This is a genomic window from Azospirillum sp. UENF 111221 (assembly GCF_058780625.1).
In genome coordinates this window covers 267,497-286,963 of sequence record NZ_JBSNCH010000003.1, presented here as the reverse complement: position 1 = coordinate 286,963, position 19,467 = coordinate 267,497, and the positions used below count along the sequence as shown (strand labels likewise).

The 19,467-nt window shown below is 68.4% G+C and carries 14 protein-coding genes and 1 pseudogene; 8 read left to right on the top strand and 7 right to left on the bottom strand.

All coding sequences use genetic code 11. From position 1 onward, the window contains the following. Positions 1–292: 292 nt before the first annotated feature. A complete protein-coding gene (locus ACWPN3_RS09740; RefSeq protein WP_108549038.1) occupies positions 293–1,636 on the bottom strand; it encodes a glutamine synthetase family protein in 1,344 nt (447 codons plus the stop codon). A gap of 167 nt (positions 1,637–1,803) precedes the next feature. Here ACWPN3_RS09740 and ACWPN3_RS09735 point away from each other — a divergent pair, with 167 nt between their 5' ends. Beyond that, a complete protein-coding gene (locus ACWPN3_RS09735) occupies positions 1,804–3,084 on the top strand; it encodes an NAD(P)/FAD-dependent oxidoreductase (RefSeq protein ID WP_492243126.1) in 1,281 nt (426 codons plus the stop codon). A gap of 66 nt (positions 3,085–3,150) precedes the next feature. Continuing rightward, positions 3,151–4,215, top strand: coding sequence for a hypothetical protein (locus tag ACWPN3_RS09730; RefSeq protein WP_492243125.1), 1,065 nt, complete (start codon positions 3,151–3,153; stop codon positions 4,213–4,215). A gap of 30 nt (positions 4,216–4,245) precedes the next feature. Here ACWPN3_RS09730 and smc read toward each other — a convergent pair whose 3' ends face one another. From smc to ACWPN3_RS09715, 3 genes are all read right to left on the bottom strand, one after another. Further along, positions 4,246–7,707, bottom strand: a complete 3,462-nt coding sequence (gene smc, locus ACWPN3_RS09725) for a chromosome segregation protein SMC (RefSeq protein WP_492243124.1) — start codon at positions 7,705–7,707, stop codon at positions 4,246–4,248. Between the two features lie 80 nt (positions 7,708–7,787). Beyond that, complete coding sequence (locus ACWPN3_RS09720; RefSeq protein ID WP_247873244.1) at positions 7,788–8,435, bottom strand: DsbA family protein; 648 nt, start codon at positions 8,433–8,435, stop codon at positions 7,788–7,790. An 80-nt stretch (positions 8,436–8,515) separates the two neighbouring features. After that, positions 8,516–8,989 carry a DUF721 domain-containing protein gene (locus ACWPN3_RS09715; protein WP_109047699.1) on the bottom strand — a complete coding sequence of 158 codons (474 nt, stop codon included), beginning with the start codon at positions 8,987–8,989 and terminating at the stop codon, positions 8,516–8,518. A gap of 208 nt (positions 8,990–9,197) precedes the next feature. On the opposite strand from ACWPN3_RS09715, the pseudogene mutY reads away from it, so the two are divergent. The 6 genes and pseudogenes from mutY (at position 9,198) to ACWPN3_RS09685 (ending at position 14,183) form a co-directional block, all read left to right on the top strand. Next, positions 9,198–10,257 (top strand): annotated as a pseudogene (gene mutY, locus ACWPN3_RS09710) (A/G-specific adenine glycosylase). A gap of 33 nt (positions 10,258–10,290) precedes the next feature. Then, on the top strand, positions 10,291–11,007 hold the full coding sequence (locus ACWPN3_RS09705; protein ID WP_109450967.1) for a DUF1194 domain-containing protein: 717 nt from the start codon (positions 10,291–10,293) through the stop codon (positions 11,005–11,007). 33 nt (positions 11,008–11,040) lie between these two features. After that, on the top strand, positions 11,041–12,180 hold the full coding sequence (locus ACWPN3_RS09700) for an NAD(P)/FAD-dependent oxidoreductase (RefSeq protein ID WP_492261304.1): 1,140 nt from the start codon (positions 11,041–11,043) through the stop codon (positions 12,178–12,180). Between the two features lie 80 nt (positions 12,181–12,260). Beyond that, positions 12,261–12,731 (top strand): hypothetical protein, encoded by a 471-nt coding sequence (locus ACWPN3_RS09695; RefSeq protein WP_492261303.1) that lies wholly within the window; start codon positions 12,261–12,263, stop codon positions 12,729–12,731. A 156-nt stretch (positions 12,732–12,887) separates the two neighbouring features. Further along, positions 12,888–13,595, top strand: coding sequence for an OmpW/AlkL family protein (locus tag ACWPN3_RS09690; RefSeq protein ID WP_247873243.1), 708 nt, complete (start codon positions 12,888–12,890; stop codon positions 13,593–13,595). Positions 13,596–13,748: 153 nt separating this feature from the next. Continuing rightward, complete coding sequence (locus tag ACWPN3_RS09685; RefSeq protein WP_492243122.1) at positions 13,749–14,183, top strand: CBS domain-containing protein; 435 nt, start codon at positions 13,749–13,751, stop codon at positions 14,181–14,183. Positions 14,184–14,264: 81 nt separating this feature from the next. Here ACWPN3_RS09685 and ACWPN3_RS09680 read toward each other — a convergent pair whose 3' ends face one another. From ACWPN3_RS09680 to ACWPN3_RS09670, 3 genes are all read right to left on the bottom strand, one after another. Then, complete coding sequence (locus ACWPN3_RS09680) at positions 14,265–14,918, bottom strand: response regulator (RefSeq protein ID WP_109047693.1); 654 nt, start codon at positions 14,916–14,918, stop codon at positions 14,265–14,267. A 391-nt stretch (positions 14,919–15,309) separates the two neighbouring features. Beyond that, positions 15,310–17,100 (bottom strand): acyl-CoA dehydrogenase C-terminal domain-containing protein, encoded by a 1,791-nt coding sequence (locus ACWPN3_RS09675; RefSeq protein WP_492243121.1) that lies wholly within the window; start codon positions 17,098–17,100, stop codon positions 15,310–15,312. Between the two features lie 16 nt (positions 17,101–17,116). Next, positions 17,117–19,453 (bottom strand): 3-hydroxyacyl-CoA dehydrogenase/enoyl-CoA hydratase family protein, encoded by a 2,337-nt coding sequence (locus ACWPN3_RS09670; protein WP_492261302.1) that lies wholly within the window; start codon positions 19,451–19,453, stop codon positions 17,117–17,119. Positions 19,454–19,467: the final 14 nt, after the last annotated feature.

Sequence of the window (19,467 nt, the reverse complement as noted above, 5' to 3'; positions counted from 1 at the left end):
CCGGGCTGCACGGTGGTGGCAGAGCACCGTGCCCGGCGACCGGCCGGCGAGGGGGATCGCACCGCTCGGGGTAGGACGGGCGATGGGGGGCGCGGATGGACCCGGCTTTCGGACCGAACTTTCGGATCTCCGGGGCGGGACGGCTCACGAACGGCTGGTCAGCCGGCGCGACCCGCTACGGAGTGGACGGACATCGGCGAGCGGGACTGGCGCAGGAACAGGGAACCAAATACGTAAAAGGGCTGCCGGCGGATGTCCCCGCCGGCAGCCCTTTCAATCGTGACGCCAAGGCTCAGACGTTCAGCAGCAGATTCTCACGCTCCCACGAGCTGATGACCCGGTTGTAGGCCTCGTACTCCGTCTGCTTCACGCAGGTGACGGCGTCGATGAAGCGTTCGCCGAGGATTTCCTTCAGTGGCTTGCAGGCGTTGAACTTGGTCAGCGCCTCCGACTGGTGGCGCGGCAGCGTGAAGGCGAGGCGGTAGGCCGACCCCTTGATCGGGTCGTTCGGCTCCAGCCCCTGGGTCATGCCGACATAGCCGCAGGCGAGCGACGCGGCGATGGCGAGATAGGGGTTGGCGTCCGCGCCGGCCACCCGGTTCTCCACCCGGCGGGCGTCGGGCTGGGAGACGGGAACGCGCAGGCCGGTGGTGCGGTTGTCGCGGCCCCAATGCACGTTGATCGGCGCATCGGAGTTCGGCACCAGCCGGCGGTAGCTGTTGACGTTGGGCGCCAACAGCGGCATCACATAAGGCAGGTATTTCTGCAACCCGGCGATGTGCGCCATGAACAGGTCGCTGTCGGTGCCGTCGGGATTGCTGAACAGGTTGCGGCCCGTGACGGTATCGACCACCGACTGGTGGATGTGCATGGCGCTGCCGGGTTCGCCCTGCATCGGCTTCGCCATGAAGGTGGCGTAGATCTGGTGGCGGATCGCCGCCTCGCGCGCCGTGCGCTTGAACAGGAAGGCCTGGTCGGCCAGTTCCAGCGCGTCGCCGTGGTTGAAGTTGATCTCGATCTGGGCGGCGCCGGCCTCGTGGGTCAGCGTGTCGATGTCGATGTCCTGCTTCTCGCAGAAATCATAGACAGCCTCGAAGATCGGGTCGAATTCGTTGACCGCGTCGATGCCGAAGGCCTGCCGGCCGCTTTCCATCCGGCCGTTGCGCCCGACCGGCGGGACCAGCGGGTAATCGGGGTCCTTGTTGACCTGGACCAGGAAGAATTCCAGCTCCGGCGCCACCAGCGGCTTCCAGCCGCGCTCCTCGTACAGCGACAGCACGCGCTTCAGCACATGGCGCGGCGACACGTCGACCGGCCTGCCGTCGGCATAGACGCAGTCGGTGATGACCTGGGCCGTCGGCTCGGTGTACCAGGGGACGAAGCGGATCGTCCGTTCGTCCGGAATCATGTAGATGTCGGAATTCTCGTCCGAGGTGATGTCCTCGTCGTCGGGGAATTCACCGGTCACGGTCTGGACGAAGATCGCCTCGGGCAGGCGCAGGCCGCGGTCGCGCAGGATGCGGAGGAACTTTTCGGCGGGGACGATCTTTCCCCGCGCGATGCCCGACATGTCGGGCACAAGACATTCGACTTCGGTAATGCGGTTCTTCTTGATGAAGTCTTCCATAAAACCCATGGGTATGGCGGACCGCTCCGGACTATGGGCAGCCCCCTCCGTGCTGTGGACGACAGCGACACTATGACGCCGTTCCGGCGGAACGCGCCAGAGGGTTCCGCATGACGGTTCGGTGAAATATCCGCCTTTCCGTTGACCTCCCCATCGGCTCGGACTTAACTGCGGCCATGCCGAAAGCCTCCTACCTGAACAGCTGGTACGCGGCCTCCGCCGCCCCCCGCATCGACCGCCCGGCCCTGGAGGGCGAGGCCGCCTGTGACGTCTGCATCGTCGGCGGCGGCTACACCGGCCTGACCGCGGCGCTGGAACTGGCGGAGCGCGGCTTCGACGTCGTTCTGCTGGAGGCGGAAAGTTGCGGCTGGGGTGCTTCGGGCCGCAACGGCGGACAGATCATCACCGGCTACAACAAGCCGATGGCGACCGTCGAGGGCTGGGTCGGCAAGGAGGATGCCCGCCGCCTGTGGGAGTTCGGCGAGGAGGCGAAGGCCCAACTGGCCGGGCGGGTGGAGCGCCACGCCATCGCCTGCGACCTGACCTGGGGCTTCGCCTATGCAGCACTGAAGCCGCGCCACATGCAGGACGTGGCGGCGCTGGAACAGGAGATGCGCGACGGGTACGGCTATGACCGGGTGCAGCGGCTGGACCGCGCCGGCATCCGTGCCCATGTCGGCAGCGACGCCTATATCGGCGGCCTGCTGGACGAGGGCAGCGGCCATCTGCACCCGCTGAACTACGCGCTGGGCCTCGCCCGCGCCGCCGATGCCGCCGGGGTTCGCATCTTCGAGAACAGCCGCGTGCTGGCCATGGACAGCGGGGCGAAGCCCTGGGTCCGCACCGAACGCGGGCGGGTGACGGCCAAGCACCTGATCCTCGCCGGCAACGCCTATCTCGGCGGGCTGGCCCCGGCGCTGGACCGCACCATCATGCCGGTCGCGACCTACATGATCGCCACCGAACCGCTGGGCGAGGAGCGGGCACGGACCCTGCTGCCGACCAACATCGCGGTGTCGGACATGAAGTTCTCGCTGGATTACTTCCGCCGCTCCGCCGACCACCGGCTGCTGTTCGGCGGCGGCGTCAGCTATTCCGGAGTGGACGGGCCGGGTCTGAAACAGGCGATGCGGATGAAGATGCTGGCGATCTATCCGGATCTGAAGGACGCCCGCGTCGAGTATTTCTGGGGCGGGCGGGTCGCCATCACCATGAACCGCATGCCGCATCTGGGCCGGCTGTCGCCCACCACGCTCTATGCCCACGGCTATTCCGGCCATGGCGTGGCGCTGGCCGGCATGGCCGGGCGGCTGATGGCGGAGACGGTGAGCGGCACCGCCGGGCGCTTCGACGTGTTCGCCCGCATCCCCCACACCCCCTTCCCCGGCGGACGGCGCTTCCGCACCCCGGCGCTGGTCCTCGCAATGATGTGGTTCCGTCTGCGTGATCTGCTGTAGGCTGGGGAAGCAATCCATGGCCTCCACGCATCCACCTCCGTCCCCCGCCGAGTACCGCCCCCACCCATGACCGACATCTCCAGCAGCGACGAGACTCCCCCCTCTTCGGATGCCGCACCGGGCAAGGACGCCGCCCCGGACGCTGCCCCGGACGCCGCCATCGCCGAGAAGGCGGCGCAGGAGAATGTCCTGGTCCAGCCGATGCGGGACACGCATTTCGATTTCCAGCACAAGGTCTTCAGCCTGCCCGGCGCCTTCTTCTGCCAGGATCCGAACAGCAAGGATCCCGTGCTGAACATGCTGCTGGGCGACCTGAAGGTGGCGCTGGCCTTCCCCACCCTGATGGAGTCCTTCCAGATCGAGGACGGCACCCACGATGCCCGCCTGCTGGAGGTCATCGAACAGGGTCTGGCCTTCGTGAAGCAGATCCGGCCGGGCGAGGAAATCCCCGGCGAGCTGCTGGACGGCCGCGCCTCCTGGTCGGTGGAGGACAAGCACCGCATCGCCGCCAAGGGGCGGCTGACCATGCAGATCGTCTCGTCCTTCACCGGCAACGAGATCATCGTTTCCGACCAGTCGCAGCTGGAACAGCTGCTGGACGACCCGCAGACGCAGGAGAAGATGAAGGCGGCCTTCGCCAAGATCGCCGAGCGGCTGAAACTGACCAACAACCCCGAACAGTACCTGACCGACCGCATCGACGATCTGGCGCAGGAGCTGTCCTACATCGAGGCGCTGCGCGACCGCTTCCGGCACATCCGCCGCATCGAGCAGGCGATGGGCAAGCTCGCCACCATCTACCGCACCGACCGCACCTTCTGCAGCGAACTGAACCGGATGCAGGGGCTGATCCGCAAGCCGGTGCGCGAATACGACATGATCTTCGATCAGGCCGACGCCCAGACCGGCGACATCGTCGGCGCGCTGCGCAATTTCCACCCCACCATCCAGTTCATCCGCAAGATCCGCGACGATCTGCGCGCCAAGCTCTTGGAGTGGGAAGACCTGCTGCGCGGCTGGGACGACATCTCGATGGAGCGCTCCCCCAAGGTGGAGGCGTTGCAGAAGCAGACCTACCGGTTCCTGGCGAGCCGCTACATCGAGACGACGGTGTGGAAGCGGGGGGGATGAGCGCGGAAAGCCACCGTCGCCCCCTTCCCGTCACGCCACCCCGCGAAGCTCCTCCGCCCTGCTCAGATCCACGCTGACCAGCTGCGACACGCCCCGCTCCACCATCGTCACGCCGAACAGGCGGTCGACGCGGGCCATGGTCAGGCGGTGGTGGGTGATGATCAGGAAGCGGGTGTCGCCCTGCCGCGCGATGTCCTCGACCAGATCGCAGAAGCGGCCGACATTGGCCTCGTCCAGCGGGGCGTCCACCTCGTCCAGCACGCAGATCGGCGCCGGGTTGGACCGGAAAACGGCGAACAGCAGCGACAAGGCCGTCAGCGCCTGCTCGCCGCCCGACAGCAGCGAGAGGACCTGCAACTTCTTGCCCGGCGGGCTGGCGTAGATCTCCAGTCCGGCATTCAGCGGGTCCTCGGCGTTGACCAGCTCCAGATAGGCCTTGCCGCCGCCGAACAGGCGGGTGAACAGCTCTTGGAAGTCGCGGTTGACCACGTCGAAGCTGGCGACAAGACGTTCGCGCGCCTCGCGGTTGAGGCTGGCGATGCCCTGGCGCAGGCGGGCAATGGCGGCGGTCAGATCCTCGCGCTCGCCGTTCAGGCCGCCGATCTGGGCCTCCAGTTCCTCCGCCTCGATCTCGGCGCGCAGATTGACCGGCCCCATGTTCTCGCGCTCGCGCGTCAGCTTGTCGAGCCGCGCTTCCACCGCGCCCGCATCGGGCATCGGTTCGGCAGGGTCGAGGTCGGCGGCGGCACGGGTGTCCTCCGGCCGGCAGTCAAGACGTTCGGCGATGCGCTCCGTCAGGGTGCGCTCCTGCTGGAGCGCCGCGGAGACCGCGGCTTCGGCGCGGGCGCGCGCCTCGCGCCCGTCGGCCAGCGCCGCTTCGGCATCGTGCAGCGCCTGCTCGGTCGCGGCCAGACGGGATTCGGCCTCCGTCAGTGCTTCGGCGGCGCGCTTGCGGTCGCGCTCGGCCAGGGCGATGCGGTCGAGAAGGTCCTGGCGCTCCGCCGCGATCTCCGCCGGGCGGCCGGACAGCAGGGCGATCTCGCTGTCGGCCTCCGCGGCGCGCTGGCGCAGTTCGGCGACGCGTCCCCCGGCCCCGGCGGAGCGGGTGTCCCAGGAGGCGGTTTCCGACTGGATGGCGGCAAGGCGCTGGCGCCGGGCCTGGGCCTCGCGGGTCAGCCGGTCCAGCGCGTTCTGCCGCTCGGCCAGGACGGCGCGGCGCTCGGCCAGGGCGGTGCGCCGGTCGTTGACCTGCTCGCGCCCTTCGCGCGGGTCGGGCAGCTGCTCCAGCAGTTCCAGCACCTCGTCGCGGCGGGCGGCGGCCTCGCCCTCCTCGGCGGCGAGCCGTTCCACCGCCTCCGCCAGCGCGGCGAGGCGGGTGGATGCGGCGTCGGCCTCGCGCGCCAGCTTGGCATGGCGGTCGCGGGCGGCGTTCAGCGCGGCGAAGCCGTCGCGCACGGCGTCACGGGCGCGGCGGTCGGCCTGGGCCGCCTCCTCGACCGTCCGCTTGGCGGCGTCCAACGCCTCGCGCGCCAGCTCGACCTGTTCCTCGGCAAGCTCCAGCTCGCCGCGCAGTTCGGCCAGCCGGTTGCGCTGCTTCAGGCGGATGGCGGCGGCAGTCGGGGCGCCGGCCTGCACGGTCAGCCCGTCCCAGCGCCACGCCCCGCCGTCGCGGCTGACCAGCACCTGCCCGGGCGCCAGCGTCGCCGCCAAAGCCGCACCCTGGGCGGCGTCGGCGACCACCGCGATGTGGGCGAGCGCGCGGCCGGCGGCAGGCGGGCCCTGCACATGGTTCGACAGCGGCACGGCACCGGCCGGCAGCGGTGCTGCCGCCTCATAGGCGGGAAGCATGCGCCAATGCACCGGGGCCGCCGTGTCGAGCGGCGCGGTCAGCGCGTCGCCCAGCGCGGCGGCCAGCGCCCCCTCATAGCCGGGCGACACCGTCACCGCATCGACCAGCGGCGGGAACTGCCCGCCGGCACCGGCTTCCAGCAGTTCGGCCAGCGCGCGTTCCTCGGCCCGCAGCCGGGCGCGGGCGCTGTCGGCGGCAGAAAGAGCCTCGCGGGCGCGGGACTGGGCCGGCTCGGCCTCCGCCTTCGCCAGTTCGGCGGCCTCGGCGGCGTCGCGGGCCTGCTCCAGCCGCTGGTCAGCCAGTTCGACCGCCAGTTCTGCCTCCGACAGGTCGGCGCGGGCGGCGATCTCCGTCTCCAGTGCGGCGCGCTGGGCCTGCTGCTCGGCCAACCGCTTGGCGAGGCCGGCGGCGCGGGTCTCCAGTTCGGCGGCCTGACGCTGGGTGGCGGCGCGGCGGGCCTCGTCGGTGGCGACCGCCTCGGTCACCCGGGTCAGCTCGCGGTCGAGCGCATCGACCTGCTCGCGCGCTTCGGCCAGAGCCTCGCCGGCGGCTTCCTCCAGCATCTCCTCGTCGGCCTGCGCCTCGATCAGCCGGTCGCGCTCGGCCATCAGCCGGGCCAGCGCCTCGCCGGCATCGGCGGCCAGCGCCTCCTCGCGCCCGAGGTCGCCGGCGATCTGGCGCAGCCGCGCCTCCAGGGCGCGCTGCTGGTCGGCGACGCGCTTCTCCTCGGCGTCCAGCTGTTCGCGGGCGATCACCAACCGTTGCAGGGCGGAGGCGGCCCGCGCCTCGTCCTGGCGCTTCTCGGGCAGGCCGGCGGCGGCCTCGGTCCGGCGCGCGGCCAGCTGGTTGACGGCCAGCATGCGGTCGCGCACCTCGGCCTCGGCGGCTGCGAAGGCGGCATGGGCGCGGGCGCGCTCCTCCTGGGCGGCGAGCCAGCGCAGATGCCACAGCACCGCCTCCGCCTTGCGGATCTGGTCGGACAGGTTGCGGTAGCGGGATGCCTGCCGCGCCTGCTTCTTCAGGCTTTGCAGCTGGGTATCCATCGCCCCGATCACGTCGTCGAGACGGGTCAGGTTGGTCTCCGCCGCCTTCAACCGCAGCTCGGCCTCGTGCCGGCGGGAATGCAGGCCGGTGATGCCGGCGGCCTCCTCCAGCAGGGCGCGGCGGTCCTGCGGCTTGGCGGAGATGATCTGCGCCACCTTGCCCTGGCTGACCAGCGCCGGGGAGCCGGCGCCCGACGCGTTGTCGGCGAACAGAAGCTGGACATCGCGCGCCCGCACCAGCTTGCCGTTGATGCGGTAGTCGGACCCGGACCCGCGCTCGATCCGGCGGGTGATCTCCAGCTCGTCATGTTCGTTGAAGCCGGCGGGCGCGGTGCGCGACCGGTTGTCGACCGCCAGCGTCACCTCGCCCAGATTGCGCGCCGGCCGGCTGGAGGTGCCGCCGAAGATGACGTCGTCCATGTCGTCGCCGCGCATGCGCTTGGCCGAGGTCTCGCCCATCACCCAGCGCAGCGCCTCCACCAGATTGGACTTGCCGCAGCCGTTGGGACCGACGATGCCGGTCATGCCGGGTTCGATGACCAGGTCGGTGGCATCGACGAAAGACTTGAAGCCCGACAGGCGGAGACGCGTGAACTGCACTGGGATAAGAACCTTCGGTGTACCGGGCTTGGATGAGGTGCCGCATCCGGGGCCGAGCTGGCCCCGAACACGGCCACCTCTTACTTCAGCAGCTTGTCGATCGCCTTGGAGAATTCCTCGAACGACTGGGCGCCTTCGATGCGCGCCTTGCCGTCGTTCAGGATGAAGGTCGGGGTCGCTTCGACCTTGTACTGGTTCTGGCCGGTCAGGCGGCTGTTCAGGATGGCGTCGGCCAGCTCCTTGTTGGCGAGGCAGGCGTCGATGGTCTCCTGGCTCATGCCGGCCAGCTTGCCGTACTGGCCCAGCGCCTTGGCCGGGTCGGACGCGCGGCTCCAGGTCGCCTGGCTCTTGAACAGCACGTCGGTCAGCGGATAGTAGCGCTCGGCCGGGGCGCAGTGGGCCAGCATGCTGGCGCTCAGCGCCGCCTGATCGAAGGGGAAGTCGCGGAAGATCAGCTTCACCTTGCCGGTGTCGATGTAGGCTTCCTTGATCTTCGGCAGGATGTCGGTGTGGAAATGGGCGCAGTGCGGGCAGGTCATCGACGAATAGTCGAGGATCGTCACCGGCGCCTTCGGATCGCCCATCACGCGGTCGGCCATCAGCTCCGACACCGGCGGCAGGGTGGCCGCGGCCTGTGCCGCCGACGGCGCCGCGGTCATCGCGGTGCCGAACGCGGCGGTGAAGCCAATGGCCAGAAGACCGGCGATTCCCAGAATTTTGCGGTTCACTTTGCCCTCGTTCCTACCAGATGTTGACGTATAGACAATGACGCACCGCTGCGTCCAGCAGGGTGCGTCCAGCAGGCCGGTTAGCGCGCAGCCCGCTTCGGCCGGGCCATCAGAGAGCGGCCGAAGCGTTCCAGCGTGGCGCGCAGCTCCTCGTCCTCGATGGTCGCCGTGGTGGTGGTGATGCCGATCTCCTCGTCCATCGTCAGGGCGCGCGGGCGCACCACCGGCGACGGCGTGGACGGCAGGGCCGCGTGGATCAGCTTGATCTTCGCCACCGCCCGATAGCCGAAGAAGCTGTTGATGCGCTCGATGATCTGCGGTTCCAGATGCTGCAACTCCAGCGCGATGGCGCCCATCGCGCGGATGTGCAGGGTCGCCTCCTCCCGCTTGCCGCGGGGAAAGCTGAGCTTGTCGGGCGCGGTGCGCAGCGACAGCTGCTGGCCGACGATGGACGGCCAGTCGGTGATCAGCGCACCGAAGGCAAGCCCGCGCTTGCCCAGCACCTTGCCGGCGACCTCCGGAACGGATTGGCCGATGCGACGCGGTCCGCTCATGCTCTGCGATCACTCCTGTGCGGCCCCGGCCTTGGCGACCGGTTCCGGGTCATGTGGGTTGGCGGCACCCTAGCGCAAGCGTGGGCCGATGCCCAGCGCCCGGCCAGCGGGGTTGGGCCGGGGATTGGCCGAACACCCGGACGGACGCTTGGACGGGCACCTGCCCACTCCCTTCCCCAGACGCTCCGAACCCTCTATTTCTTCCATCATGATTCCAGATTCCATCGAGGCCGCCCGGCGGCTGCTGTCCTGGTACGACCGCCACCGCCGCGACCTGCCCTGGCGCGCCAAGCCGGGGGAGACCGCCGATCCCTACCGGGTCTGGCTGTCGGAGATCATGCTGCAGCAGACGACCGTCCCCGCCGCGGCACCCTATTTCCGCAACTTCACCGAACGCTGGCCGACCGTGCGCGATCTGGCGGACTCGCCGCTCGACGACCTGCTGGTCGCCTGGGCGGGGCTCGGCTACTACGCGCGGGCGCGCAACCTGCACAAATGCGCCCGCGCGGTGGTGGACCTTCATGGCGGGCGGTTCCCGGGCAACGAGGCGGAATTGCTGGAGCTGCCGGGCATCGGCGCCTACACCGCCGCGGCAATCACCGCCATCGCCTTCGGCCGCAAGGCGACCGTGGTGGACGGCAATGTCGAGCGGGTGATCGCCCGCATCTTCGCGGTGGAGGAGCCGCTGCCCAATGCCAAGCCGACGCTGCGCCGGCTGGCCGCCACCCTGACGCCGGACGTCCGGCCCGGCGACTACGCCCAGGCGATGATCGATTCTGGGCGCCACCATCTGCACGCCGCGCAAGCCGAAATGCATGCTGTGCCCATGGGCGGACTATTGCGAGGCGCGCGCCGCCGGCATCGCCGAAACCCTGCCGCGCAAGGTCGCCAAGGCGGAGAAGCCGACCCGGCGCGGCGTCGCCTATTGGCTGCTGAACCCCGACGGCTCCGTCCTGCTGCGCCGCCGGGCGGAGGAAGGGCTGCTGGGCGGCATGGCGGAGGTGCCGTCCACATCCTGGGGGCCGGAGCTGCCCGGCGAGGCGGCGGTGGCGGCGCAGCAGCCCCTGCCCGCCCGCTGGCGCCGGCTGCCCGGCATGGTCCGCCATACATTCACCCATTTTCACCTGGAGCTTGAGGTGGTCGTCGGCCAAGCCGGTGCCGACTGGCATCTGGCCGACGGCAATTGGGTGCCGGTGGACCGGCTGGGCGATCACGCCCTGCCGTCGGTGATGGTGAAGGTGGTGCGCCACGCCCTCTCGCATGCCTGAGCGGGGCTGACGCCTGAGGGAGTGCCGATGGGAATGCCGCGTGCCGTGATCGCCCTTCTGGTCGCCCTGCTCGGCCTGTGCGGAGCGGCGCTTGCCGCCCCGCCCGGCGGGACGGAGGGAAAGGCGGGGGTGGCGCTGGTCCTGGCGCTCGACGGATCGGCCTCGATCACCACCGGCGATCTGGAATTCCAGCTGCAGGGCCATGCCGCCGCCTTCCGCGATCCGGCGGTTGCCGACGCGCTGGCCTCGGCCGGGGCGCGGGTGACGCTGGCCGCCTATTCCGGGCCGAACAGCCTGCGCGTGCTGATACCCTGGACCGCGCTGGACAAGCCGGAGGATGCCGGCCGCTTCGCCGACCGCATCGACGCCCTGCCCCGCGGCTTCCAGGGCGACTCGACCGCCATCGGCAGCGCCCTCGTCGAGGCGGCGAAATTGTTCGACCGGGGAGGCAAGGCGCCGCGGCAGGTGATCGATCTGGTGTCCAACGGGTTTTCCAATGCCGGGATCGAACCGGCCGAGGCGCGCGACCGGGTGACGAAGCGCGGAATCACCGTCAACGGCCTCGCCATCCTCGACGAATTCCCCTGGCTGGAGGAGTATTTCGAGGAATCGGTGATCGGCGGACCGGGCAGCTTCGTGAAGAGCGCCATGGACAAGGACAGCTTCGTCGCGGCATTGCGGCAGAAACTGATCCTTGAAATGGTCGCCCTGCCGGATCAAATGCCGAACCAAAGCGTCGCCGCAAGATAGGCGGCCGATAACAAGGCGAGAGGAGCGGGACCGTTGGAGCGCGTCGATTTCCTGGTGATCGGGGCCGGCATTGCCGGCGCATCCGCGGCCTACGAGCTGGCCGCACAGGGCCGGGTGCTGGTGCTGGAGCGCGAATCGCAGCCCGGCTATCACTCGACCGGCCGCTCGGCGGCGCTCTACACCCAGACCTACGGCCCGGCGCCGATCCGCGCGCTGACGGTGGCCAGTTGGGACTTCTACACCGCCCCGCCCGCCGGCTTCGCCGACCATGCGATGCTGACCCCGCGCGGTGTCCTCATCGTCGGACGCGAGACCGAGATCGACCGGCTGGACGCGGAATACGACCAGGGCCGCAGCCTGACGCCGTCGGTGGAACGCTACGACCGCGAGCAGGTGCTGGCCCGTGCGCCCTTCCTGCGCCCGGACTATGTCGCCGGCGGCGTTTGGGAGCCGGATGCCCGCGACATCGACGTGCATGCGCTCCACCAGGGCTATCTGCGCGGGCTGAAGGCGCGCGGCGGCCGGGTGGTGACCGATGCCGAGGTGCGGACGCTCACCCGGCAGGACGGGCTGTGGGTGGCGCAGACCGGGGCCGGCAGCTTTGCCGCACCGGTGGTGGTGAACGCCGCCGGAGCCTGGGCGGACGAGCTGGCGAAGCTGGCCGGCGTCGCCACCGTCGGTTTGGTGCCGAAGCGGCGCACCGCCATCACCTTCGATCCGGTCTTCGAGACTCCGGCCGACAAGACCGGGCTGGACGGCTGGCCGATGGTGTCGGACGTGGCCGAGACCTTCTACGTCAAGCCGGATGCCGGCCGCCTGCTGGCCTCCCCCGCCGACCAGACGCCGATCGAGCCCTGCGACGTGCAGCCGGAAGACATCGACGTCGCCATCACGGTGGACCGGCTGGAACAAGCCGCGCGCTTTTCCGTTCGCAGATTGGCCCACCGCTGGGCCGGCCTGCGCAGCTTCGTCGCCGACAAGGTGCCGGTGGTGGGCTTCGCGCCGGATGCGGAGGGGTTCTTCTGGCTGGCCGGCCAGGGCGGCTACGGCATCCAGACGGCGCCGGCCATGGGCCGGGTGGCGGCCGGGCTGGCCACCGGACGCGGCCTGCCGGAGGATGTGCGGGCACTGGGCGTGACCGAGCAGGATCTGTCGCCGGCCAGGAAGCGCTGAAAAGGAAATCGGATCGCCCGTCAGGGCACAGGAGGCGTGCGATGCGTGTGCGTCGGTCGGTTGTGCGTCGATTGGGGACGATGAGCGGGCGTGCCCTTGCCGTGGCGGCACTGGCCGCCACCGGCGCGCTCGGTGGCTGTGCCAACCCGGCGGCGGACGAGGCGCTGGTGGCGCAGACCGCCCTGGTCGGCATGCCGAAGGAAACGCTGCTGTCCTGCGCCGGGGTGCCGGAACGGCAGGCCAGCGTCGACAACCGCGAGTTCTTCACCTACCGCAGTTCCCGCCTCGTCTCCTACCCAAGCCCGCCGCCGGTGGGGTATTACGGCGGCTGGGGTTGGCCTTATTACGGCTATGGCGCCGGCTGGCCGTCCTATGGCTATGAAGTCAACAGCTTCGACTGTGAAGCAACCTTCAGTTTGAGAAATGGCGTTGTCGAGCGCGTCGTGTATGGCGGTGCCACCGGCGGTTCGGCGCGACTTGGTCAATGCTACGCCATCGTCCAGAACTGCATGGCGCTGGTTCCGCAACGGACAATCAAACCAACTCCTTGACTGGCTTGTCCATGCGACAACTCGTCACTGTTGCATAGCTGCTGCATCAGGAGAGGAAGGGTTGTAGCCCCTCTAGTACCCGTACTCGGTGTCTGGTAATAGCTCCATCGGCTGATGCCACAGAACAGCAACAACGCATTGCCTGGAGCAGACCCCATGACCATCCTGTCGCGCGCCGCCGCCGCCCTGCTGGCGACCTCGGCCCTCGTCGCCATCGCCTCCCCGTCGCTCGCTCAGGACTTCAAGGGTAAGTCGGCCGGCGACATCGTCGTCCGTGCGCGCGGCCTGGCCGTGCTGCCTCAGGAAAAGGGCACGATCAACAACACCACGCTGGGTGACGTCGGCTCGGCCAAGGTCGGCAACGACTACATTCCGGAAGTCGATTTCACCTACTTCTTCACCGACAACATCGCCGCCGAGCTGATCGCCGGCACCAGCCGCCACCGCGTGAAGGGCAACCTGATCGCCGCCGCCGGTGGCGTCACCGAGATCGGCAAGGTCTCGCTGCTGCCGCCGACCCTGACCGTGCAGTACCACTTCATGCCGAAGGAGCGCGTCAGCCCGTATGTCGGCGCCGGTATCAACTACACCCTGTTCTACAACGAGGATGCGGCCGAGAGCCCCAACGCCGGCGGCCTGCGCATCACCGACACCAACTACAAGAACCGCTTCGGCTGGGCCCTGCAGGCCGGTGTCGACGTTGCCCTGACCGGCAACTGGTCGCTGAACTTCGACGTCAAGAAGGTCTTCCTGAAGACCGACGTGACCGCCAACGCCCGCCTGGGCACCGCCGTCCTGCCGGTCACCTCGAAGGTCACGCTGGACCCGTGGCTGGTCGGCGTCGGCGTCGGCTACCGCTTCTAAGACCGGGTTTCGGGACCGGTCCCGGGCATCCGAAGGGCCGCCTCCCCCATTTGGGGGAGGCGGCCTTTTTTCTTTTTACCGTCAGCCTTGCGGATTGTACGGTCATTCCCATGATTCCGATATAGGGGTCATCGGAAGGGAGGCCGTACCGCCATGCATGTTGCAGCCGTTTTGAAGCGCAAGGGCAACAGGATCGTTTCCGCCGCACCGGACGACAGCGTTGCCGCCGTCACCCGCCTGCTGACCGAGCATCGGATCGGCGCCGTGCTGGTGATCGATGACGATGGACAGCCGGTCGGCATTCTGTCGGAACGCGACGTCGTGCGGGCGATCGCCCGCAACGGCGCCGCGGCCTTGGACGGCCCGGCCGCCAACCTGATGACGCGCGAGCTGATCACCGCCGCCCCGACCGACACCGTCGCCGACATGATGGCGGTGATGACCGAACGGCGCATCCGCCATGTGCCCATCGTCGAGGCCGGCCGGGTGGTCGGCGTCATCAGCATCGGCGACGTGGTGAAGGCCCGCATCGACGATGCCGAGTTGGAGGTCGAGTCGCTGCGCGGCTACGTCGCCGGCATGGGCTGACCCGGCTCCCGCAGCCTGAAAAGCAAACGCCCCGCCGGATCGCTCCGGCGGGGCGTTTTCCTTGTCTCGGGAAAAGCGGCGTCAGGCCGAGTGCGACTGCGGGAAGGCCATCGCCGCCTGGGTGCGGTTGCGCACGCCCAGCGACTTGAAGATCGCCGTCATGTGGATCTTCACCGTGCCTTCGGACAGGCCCAGCTCATGGGCGATCTGCTTGTTCGACTTGCCTTCGCGCAGACGGTCCAGCACTTCGCGCTGGCGCTGGGTCAGCAGCTGTTCCAGCTGCGGATCGGTCGGCGGAATGACCGAGCCGCCGCCACGCTGGTCGGGTTCGTTCCCCTCGCGCAGAACCGTCGCCGGCACATAGACGCCGCCGGAGAAGATCAGGTCGAGCGCGCTCAGCATGATCTTCACGCTGGACGATTTCGGAATATAGCCGGCGGCACCGTTTTCCAGCGCCTCGCGCACATCGGCTTGCGCTTCGGACGCGGAGATCACCACGACCTTCGCGTTCGGCTGCCGGTCGCGCAGCATGCCGATGCCGGAAAAGCCGGGCCATCCCGGCATGCGCAGGTCGGTCAGGACGAGGTCATAGGTCTCGTCCTTCGATGCCGCCATGTCCAGAAGCTCATCGAAATTGCTTGCCTCCGCAAAGGTGGCATTATCTCGAAGCTGCTCAAGCAGACGGCGAAGACCTTCCCGAAACAGGACGTGATCATCACCGATCAGGATCTTCATCGCTCAAACTCCTGAACCATGCTGCCCCTCCAAAAGACGCCCAAAGGGCTTGAGAAAAGGAGGGGGTTGTCGCCACCCGCATATTCCCTAAAATCCAAAGGATATAGCAGGCACCGGCCGAACGTAATCTCTGTTGAGATGTAACACGCAGGGACGATGACCGACAACCGGAAATTAACTTTTGTCACCGCTCCGATGGCCTAGGGGACAGAGGCTGCACTTCCCAGCAGTGATATTTCCAAAGAGCTATGACAATTTTAGGCCAATGTGCGAATGCGCCGCTGGATCTGTCGCAAAAGAAAAAAACCGGTCCGGCGCCATGTTACGGCACCGGACCGGTTTTGAAGATTCACAATCCGGAGAACAATCGGACAAAGGATCGCGCCGTTCGTCAGAAGGCGGCGTCTTCCAGTTCCATCAGCGGCTTGGCGCCGGCGGCGATGGTGATGAACAGGCTGTTGGTCTGCGGCAGCAGCTTGGCCATAAAGAAGCGCGCGGTCTTGATCTTGGCCTCATAGAAGGCGGCATTGCCCTCCCCGGCTTCGAGCTTGGCCTGCGCCTTCTCCACCATGGTCAGCCAGGTCCAGCCCAGCGCCACCAGCCCGAACAGGCGCAGATAGTCGCTGGCAGCGGCACCGGCCTCCTCCGGATCCTTCAGGCCCTTCTGGGCGATCAGGGCGGTGGCCTGCTGGAGCTTGGCAAAGGCCTTGGCCAGCGGCATCACGAACTCGCCCAGTTCGTCCTTCTCCATCGCCGCCTCGATGTCGCGGCCGACGGGGTGGAAGAAGTGGCGGAGCAGACGGCCGATGTCCTGCGGCAGCTTGCGGCCGACGAGGTCGAGCGCCTGGATGCCGTTGGTGCCCTCATAGATCTGGCAGATGCGGGCGTCGCGGACATACTGCTCGACGCCGGTTTCCCAGATGAAGCCGTGGCCGCCATGGACCTGCACGGCGATGTTGGCCGACTCGAAACCGATGTCGGTGAAGAGCGCCTTGACGATCGGCGTCATCAGCTGGACGAACTCGTCGGCATCCCGCCGGGTCCGCTCGTCGGGATGCTTTTCCGCCACGTCGAGCTTGTAGGCGGTCAGCGCGCCGAGCGCACGCGCCCCTTCGGTGAAGGCGCGGGCGGTCAGCAGGTTCCGGCGCACGTCGGGATGGACGATGATCGGGTCGGCCGGCTTGTCCGGCGCCTTCACCCCCGACAGCGACCGGCCCTGGAGCCGTTCGCGGGCATAGTTGACGGCGTTCTGGTAGGACACCTCGGCCAGACCCAGCCCCTGGATGCCCACGGCCAAACGGGCCGCGTTCATCATCACGAACATGGCGCGCATGCCCTTGTGCGGCTCGCCGACCAGCCAGCCGGTGGCGTCCTCGAAGTTCATGACGCAGGTCGACGACGCCTTGATGCCCATCTTGTGCTCGATGGAACCGCAGGCGACGCCGTTGCGGGCACCCGGCGTGCCGTCGGCGTCGGGCATGAACTTCGGCACCAGGAACAGGCTGATGCCGCGGGTTCCGGCCGGCGCGTCGGGCAGGCGGGCCAGCACCAGATGCAGGATGTTCTCGGTCAGGTCATGCTCGCCGGCCGAGATGAAGATCTTGGTGCCGGTGATCTTGAACGCACCCTGCTCATCCGGTACCGCCTTGGTGCGGATGATGCCGAGATCGGTGCCGCAATGCGGCTCGGTCAGGCACATGGTGCCGGACCAGGTGCCGTCGACCAGCTTGGGCAGGAAGCGCTGCTTAAGCTCGTCCGAGCCGTACATCGCCAGCGCGTTGTAGGCGCCGAGCGACAGGCCGGGATACATGCCGAAGCTGAGGTTGGCGGAGCAGATGAACTCCTCCAGCATGGTGTTGACCAGCTTCGGCAGCCCCTGCCCGCCATAGGCCGGGTCGCAGGCCAGCCCCTGCCAGCCGGCCTCGATGTAGGTGCTGTAGGCTTCCTTGAAGCCCTTGGGCGTGCGGACCTCGCCATTCTCGAAATGGCAGCCCTCGCCGTCGCCGGACTGGTTCAGCGGGAACAGCACCTCCTCGCACAGCTTGGCGCCTTCCTCCAGCACCTGGCCGACGAGTTCCGGCGTGGCGTCCTCATAGCCCGGCAGGGCCGACAGCTTGTCCAGCCCGACGATCTCGTCCAGGACGAAGCGCACATCCTCAAGCGGAGCCTTGTAGATCGGCATCTCTCGTTCCTCCCCCTCAGTTCCGCAGCGGCTTGCCGGTGAGCAGCATGTGCTCGATCCGGTCGATGGTGCCGCCGGTGCGCACCAGACCCATGAACGCCTCGCGCTCCAGCCGCAGGATGTGGTCCTCGCCGACCGGCTTGGAGATGTCGGCCTCCTCGCCGCCGCTCAGCACCTCGGCCAGGGCGGCGCAAACCACCTTGTCGTGCGGCGTGACCTTGCCCTGCAGGGCGAAGCCTTCCACCGCCAGCTCCATCGCCGCCTTGGCACTGGGGCCGGGCAGGACGTAGCTGGTGGTCTTCTCCGGCGCGGTGTAGTCCGCCGCCAGTTCCAGCGCCTTGGCCTTGGCGTCGGCCAGCAGCCGGTCGCGGTTCATGGTGATGCCGTCGGTGGCGCGGAAATACAGCAGTTCCTTGGCCTCGGCCGCCGACTTGGCGACGGTGGCGGTGCTGATGATCTCGAAGGCCTTGGCGATGCCGGGCATCGGTCCGCGCGGCGCCTTCGGGTTGGCCTGATGACGGGCCAGCATCTCGGTGCAGCCGCCCCAGGCCGGGATCAGCCCGACGCCGACCTCGACGAGGCCGACATAGGTCTCGGCATGGGCCTGGACATGGTCGGAATGCAGCAGGATCTCGCAGCCGCCGCCCAATGCCATGCCGCTGGGGGCCGCCACCACCGGGAAGGGCGCGTATTTCAGCGCGCGGTAGGTGCGCTGGCCGCCCTCCACCATTTCCTCGATCTGCGGCCACAGGCCGATGTTCAGCGCGAACAGGGCGAGGCCCAGATTGGCGCCGACCGAGAAATTGTCGGCCTCGTTGTGGATGACCAGCGCCTTCCAGTCGCCCTTCCCGTCGCCGATCAGGCGCATCGCCTTCTCGTAGGCGGCCATGATGTCGGCATCGACGGCGTTCATCTTGCTGGTGAACTCGACGCACAGCACGCCGTCGCCGATGTCCCACAGGCTGGCCGAGCCGTTCTTCCACACCGGCTTGCCGGCGGCGCGCTTGATGTCGGACAGCAGCAGCACGCCGTCCGGGCGCACCACCGTGTCATAGACGCCGGCCGTGGTCAGGTGCTGGAGCTTGCCGCCCTCCACCCGGTAGAAGGGACGGCCGGCGGCGGTCTCGACCAGCGCCGGGACCGGAATGCCTTCCGAGCGGCACAGCTCGGCGAACCAGTCGGTGCCCAGCCGGTCGATCAGCTCGAACGGGCCCTGCTTCCAGTTGTAGCCGAGCCGCATGCCCTCATCGACGGCGACGATGCTGTCGGCGATCTCCGGCACCAGGCTGGCGGCATAGGCCAGAGTCTGGGCCAGGACGCGGCGGGCGAAGAGGCCACCCTTGTCGGGGTGCTCGCACAGCTTGCGCAGGTCGCGGCCTGCGGAGGACACGCTGTCCAGCCGTGCCTTCTCCGACGGAGCGTACTCGCCGGTCCGGAGGTCGACCAACTCCTTCACCTTGCCGCCGCCGGCCTTGTTGATGCGGTAGAAGCCGCCCTTGCCCTTGCGGCCGGTATAACCCTCCGCGATCATCTTCGTGATGACCGGGTGCTCGCGCATCTGGCCGCGATAGGCGTCGTTCGCCGGCAGGGTGGCCGACATGCTCTTGGCGATGTGCGGCATCAGGTCGAGCCCGACCAGATCCATCAGGCCGAAGACGCCGGTCTTGGGGATGCCCATCGGACGGCCGCCGACGGCGTCCGCCTCCTCCACCGTCAGCCCCAGATCGACCGCGGCATTCACCGCCGCCTGGATCCAGAAGACGCCGATGCGGTTGGCGATGAAACCCGGCGTGTCCTTGCAATGGACGACGCCCTTGCCGAGCCGGCGGTCGCAGACGTCGGCGATGGCGGCCAGCGCATCGGCGCGGGTGTCGGCGCCGCCGACGATCTCCAGCAGCCGCATGTAGCGCGGCGGGTTGAAGAAGTGGGTGATCAGGAAGTCCTTGGCGAACTGCTCGCTCTGCCCCTCCGTCAGCACCGCCAGCGGAATGGTGGAGGTGTTGGACGACACCACCGAGCCCGCCTTGCGCACCGGGTCGATGCGCTTATAGAGGTCGGCCTTGATCGCCGGGTTCTCGACGATGGCCTCGACGATCCAGTCGACGTCGGCCAGCAGGGTCAGGTCATCCTCAAGATTGCCGGGCGTGATCAGCCTGGCGTTCTTGGGATGCATGAAGGGGGCCGGATCGGTCTTCAGCATCTTTGCCACTGCACCCTTGGCGATGGCGCTGCGGTCGCCCTCCTTCGCCGGGATGTCGAGCAGGACGCAGGGGATGCCGGCGTTGGCGAAATGGGCGGCAATGCCGGCACCCATCACGCCCGCACCGATCACGGCGGCGCGTTCGATCTTCATGGTCGTTTCCTCCC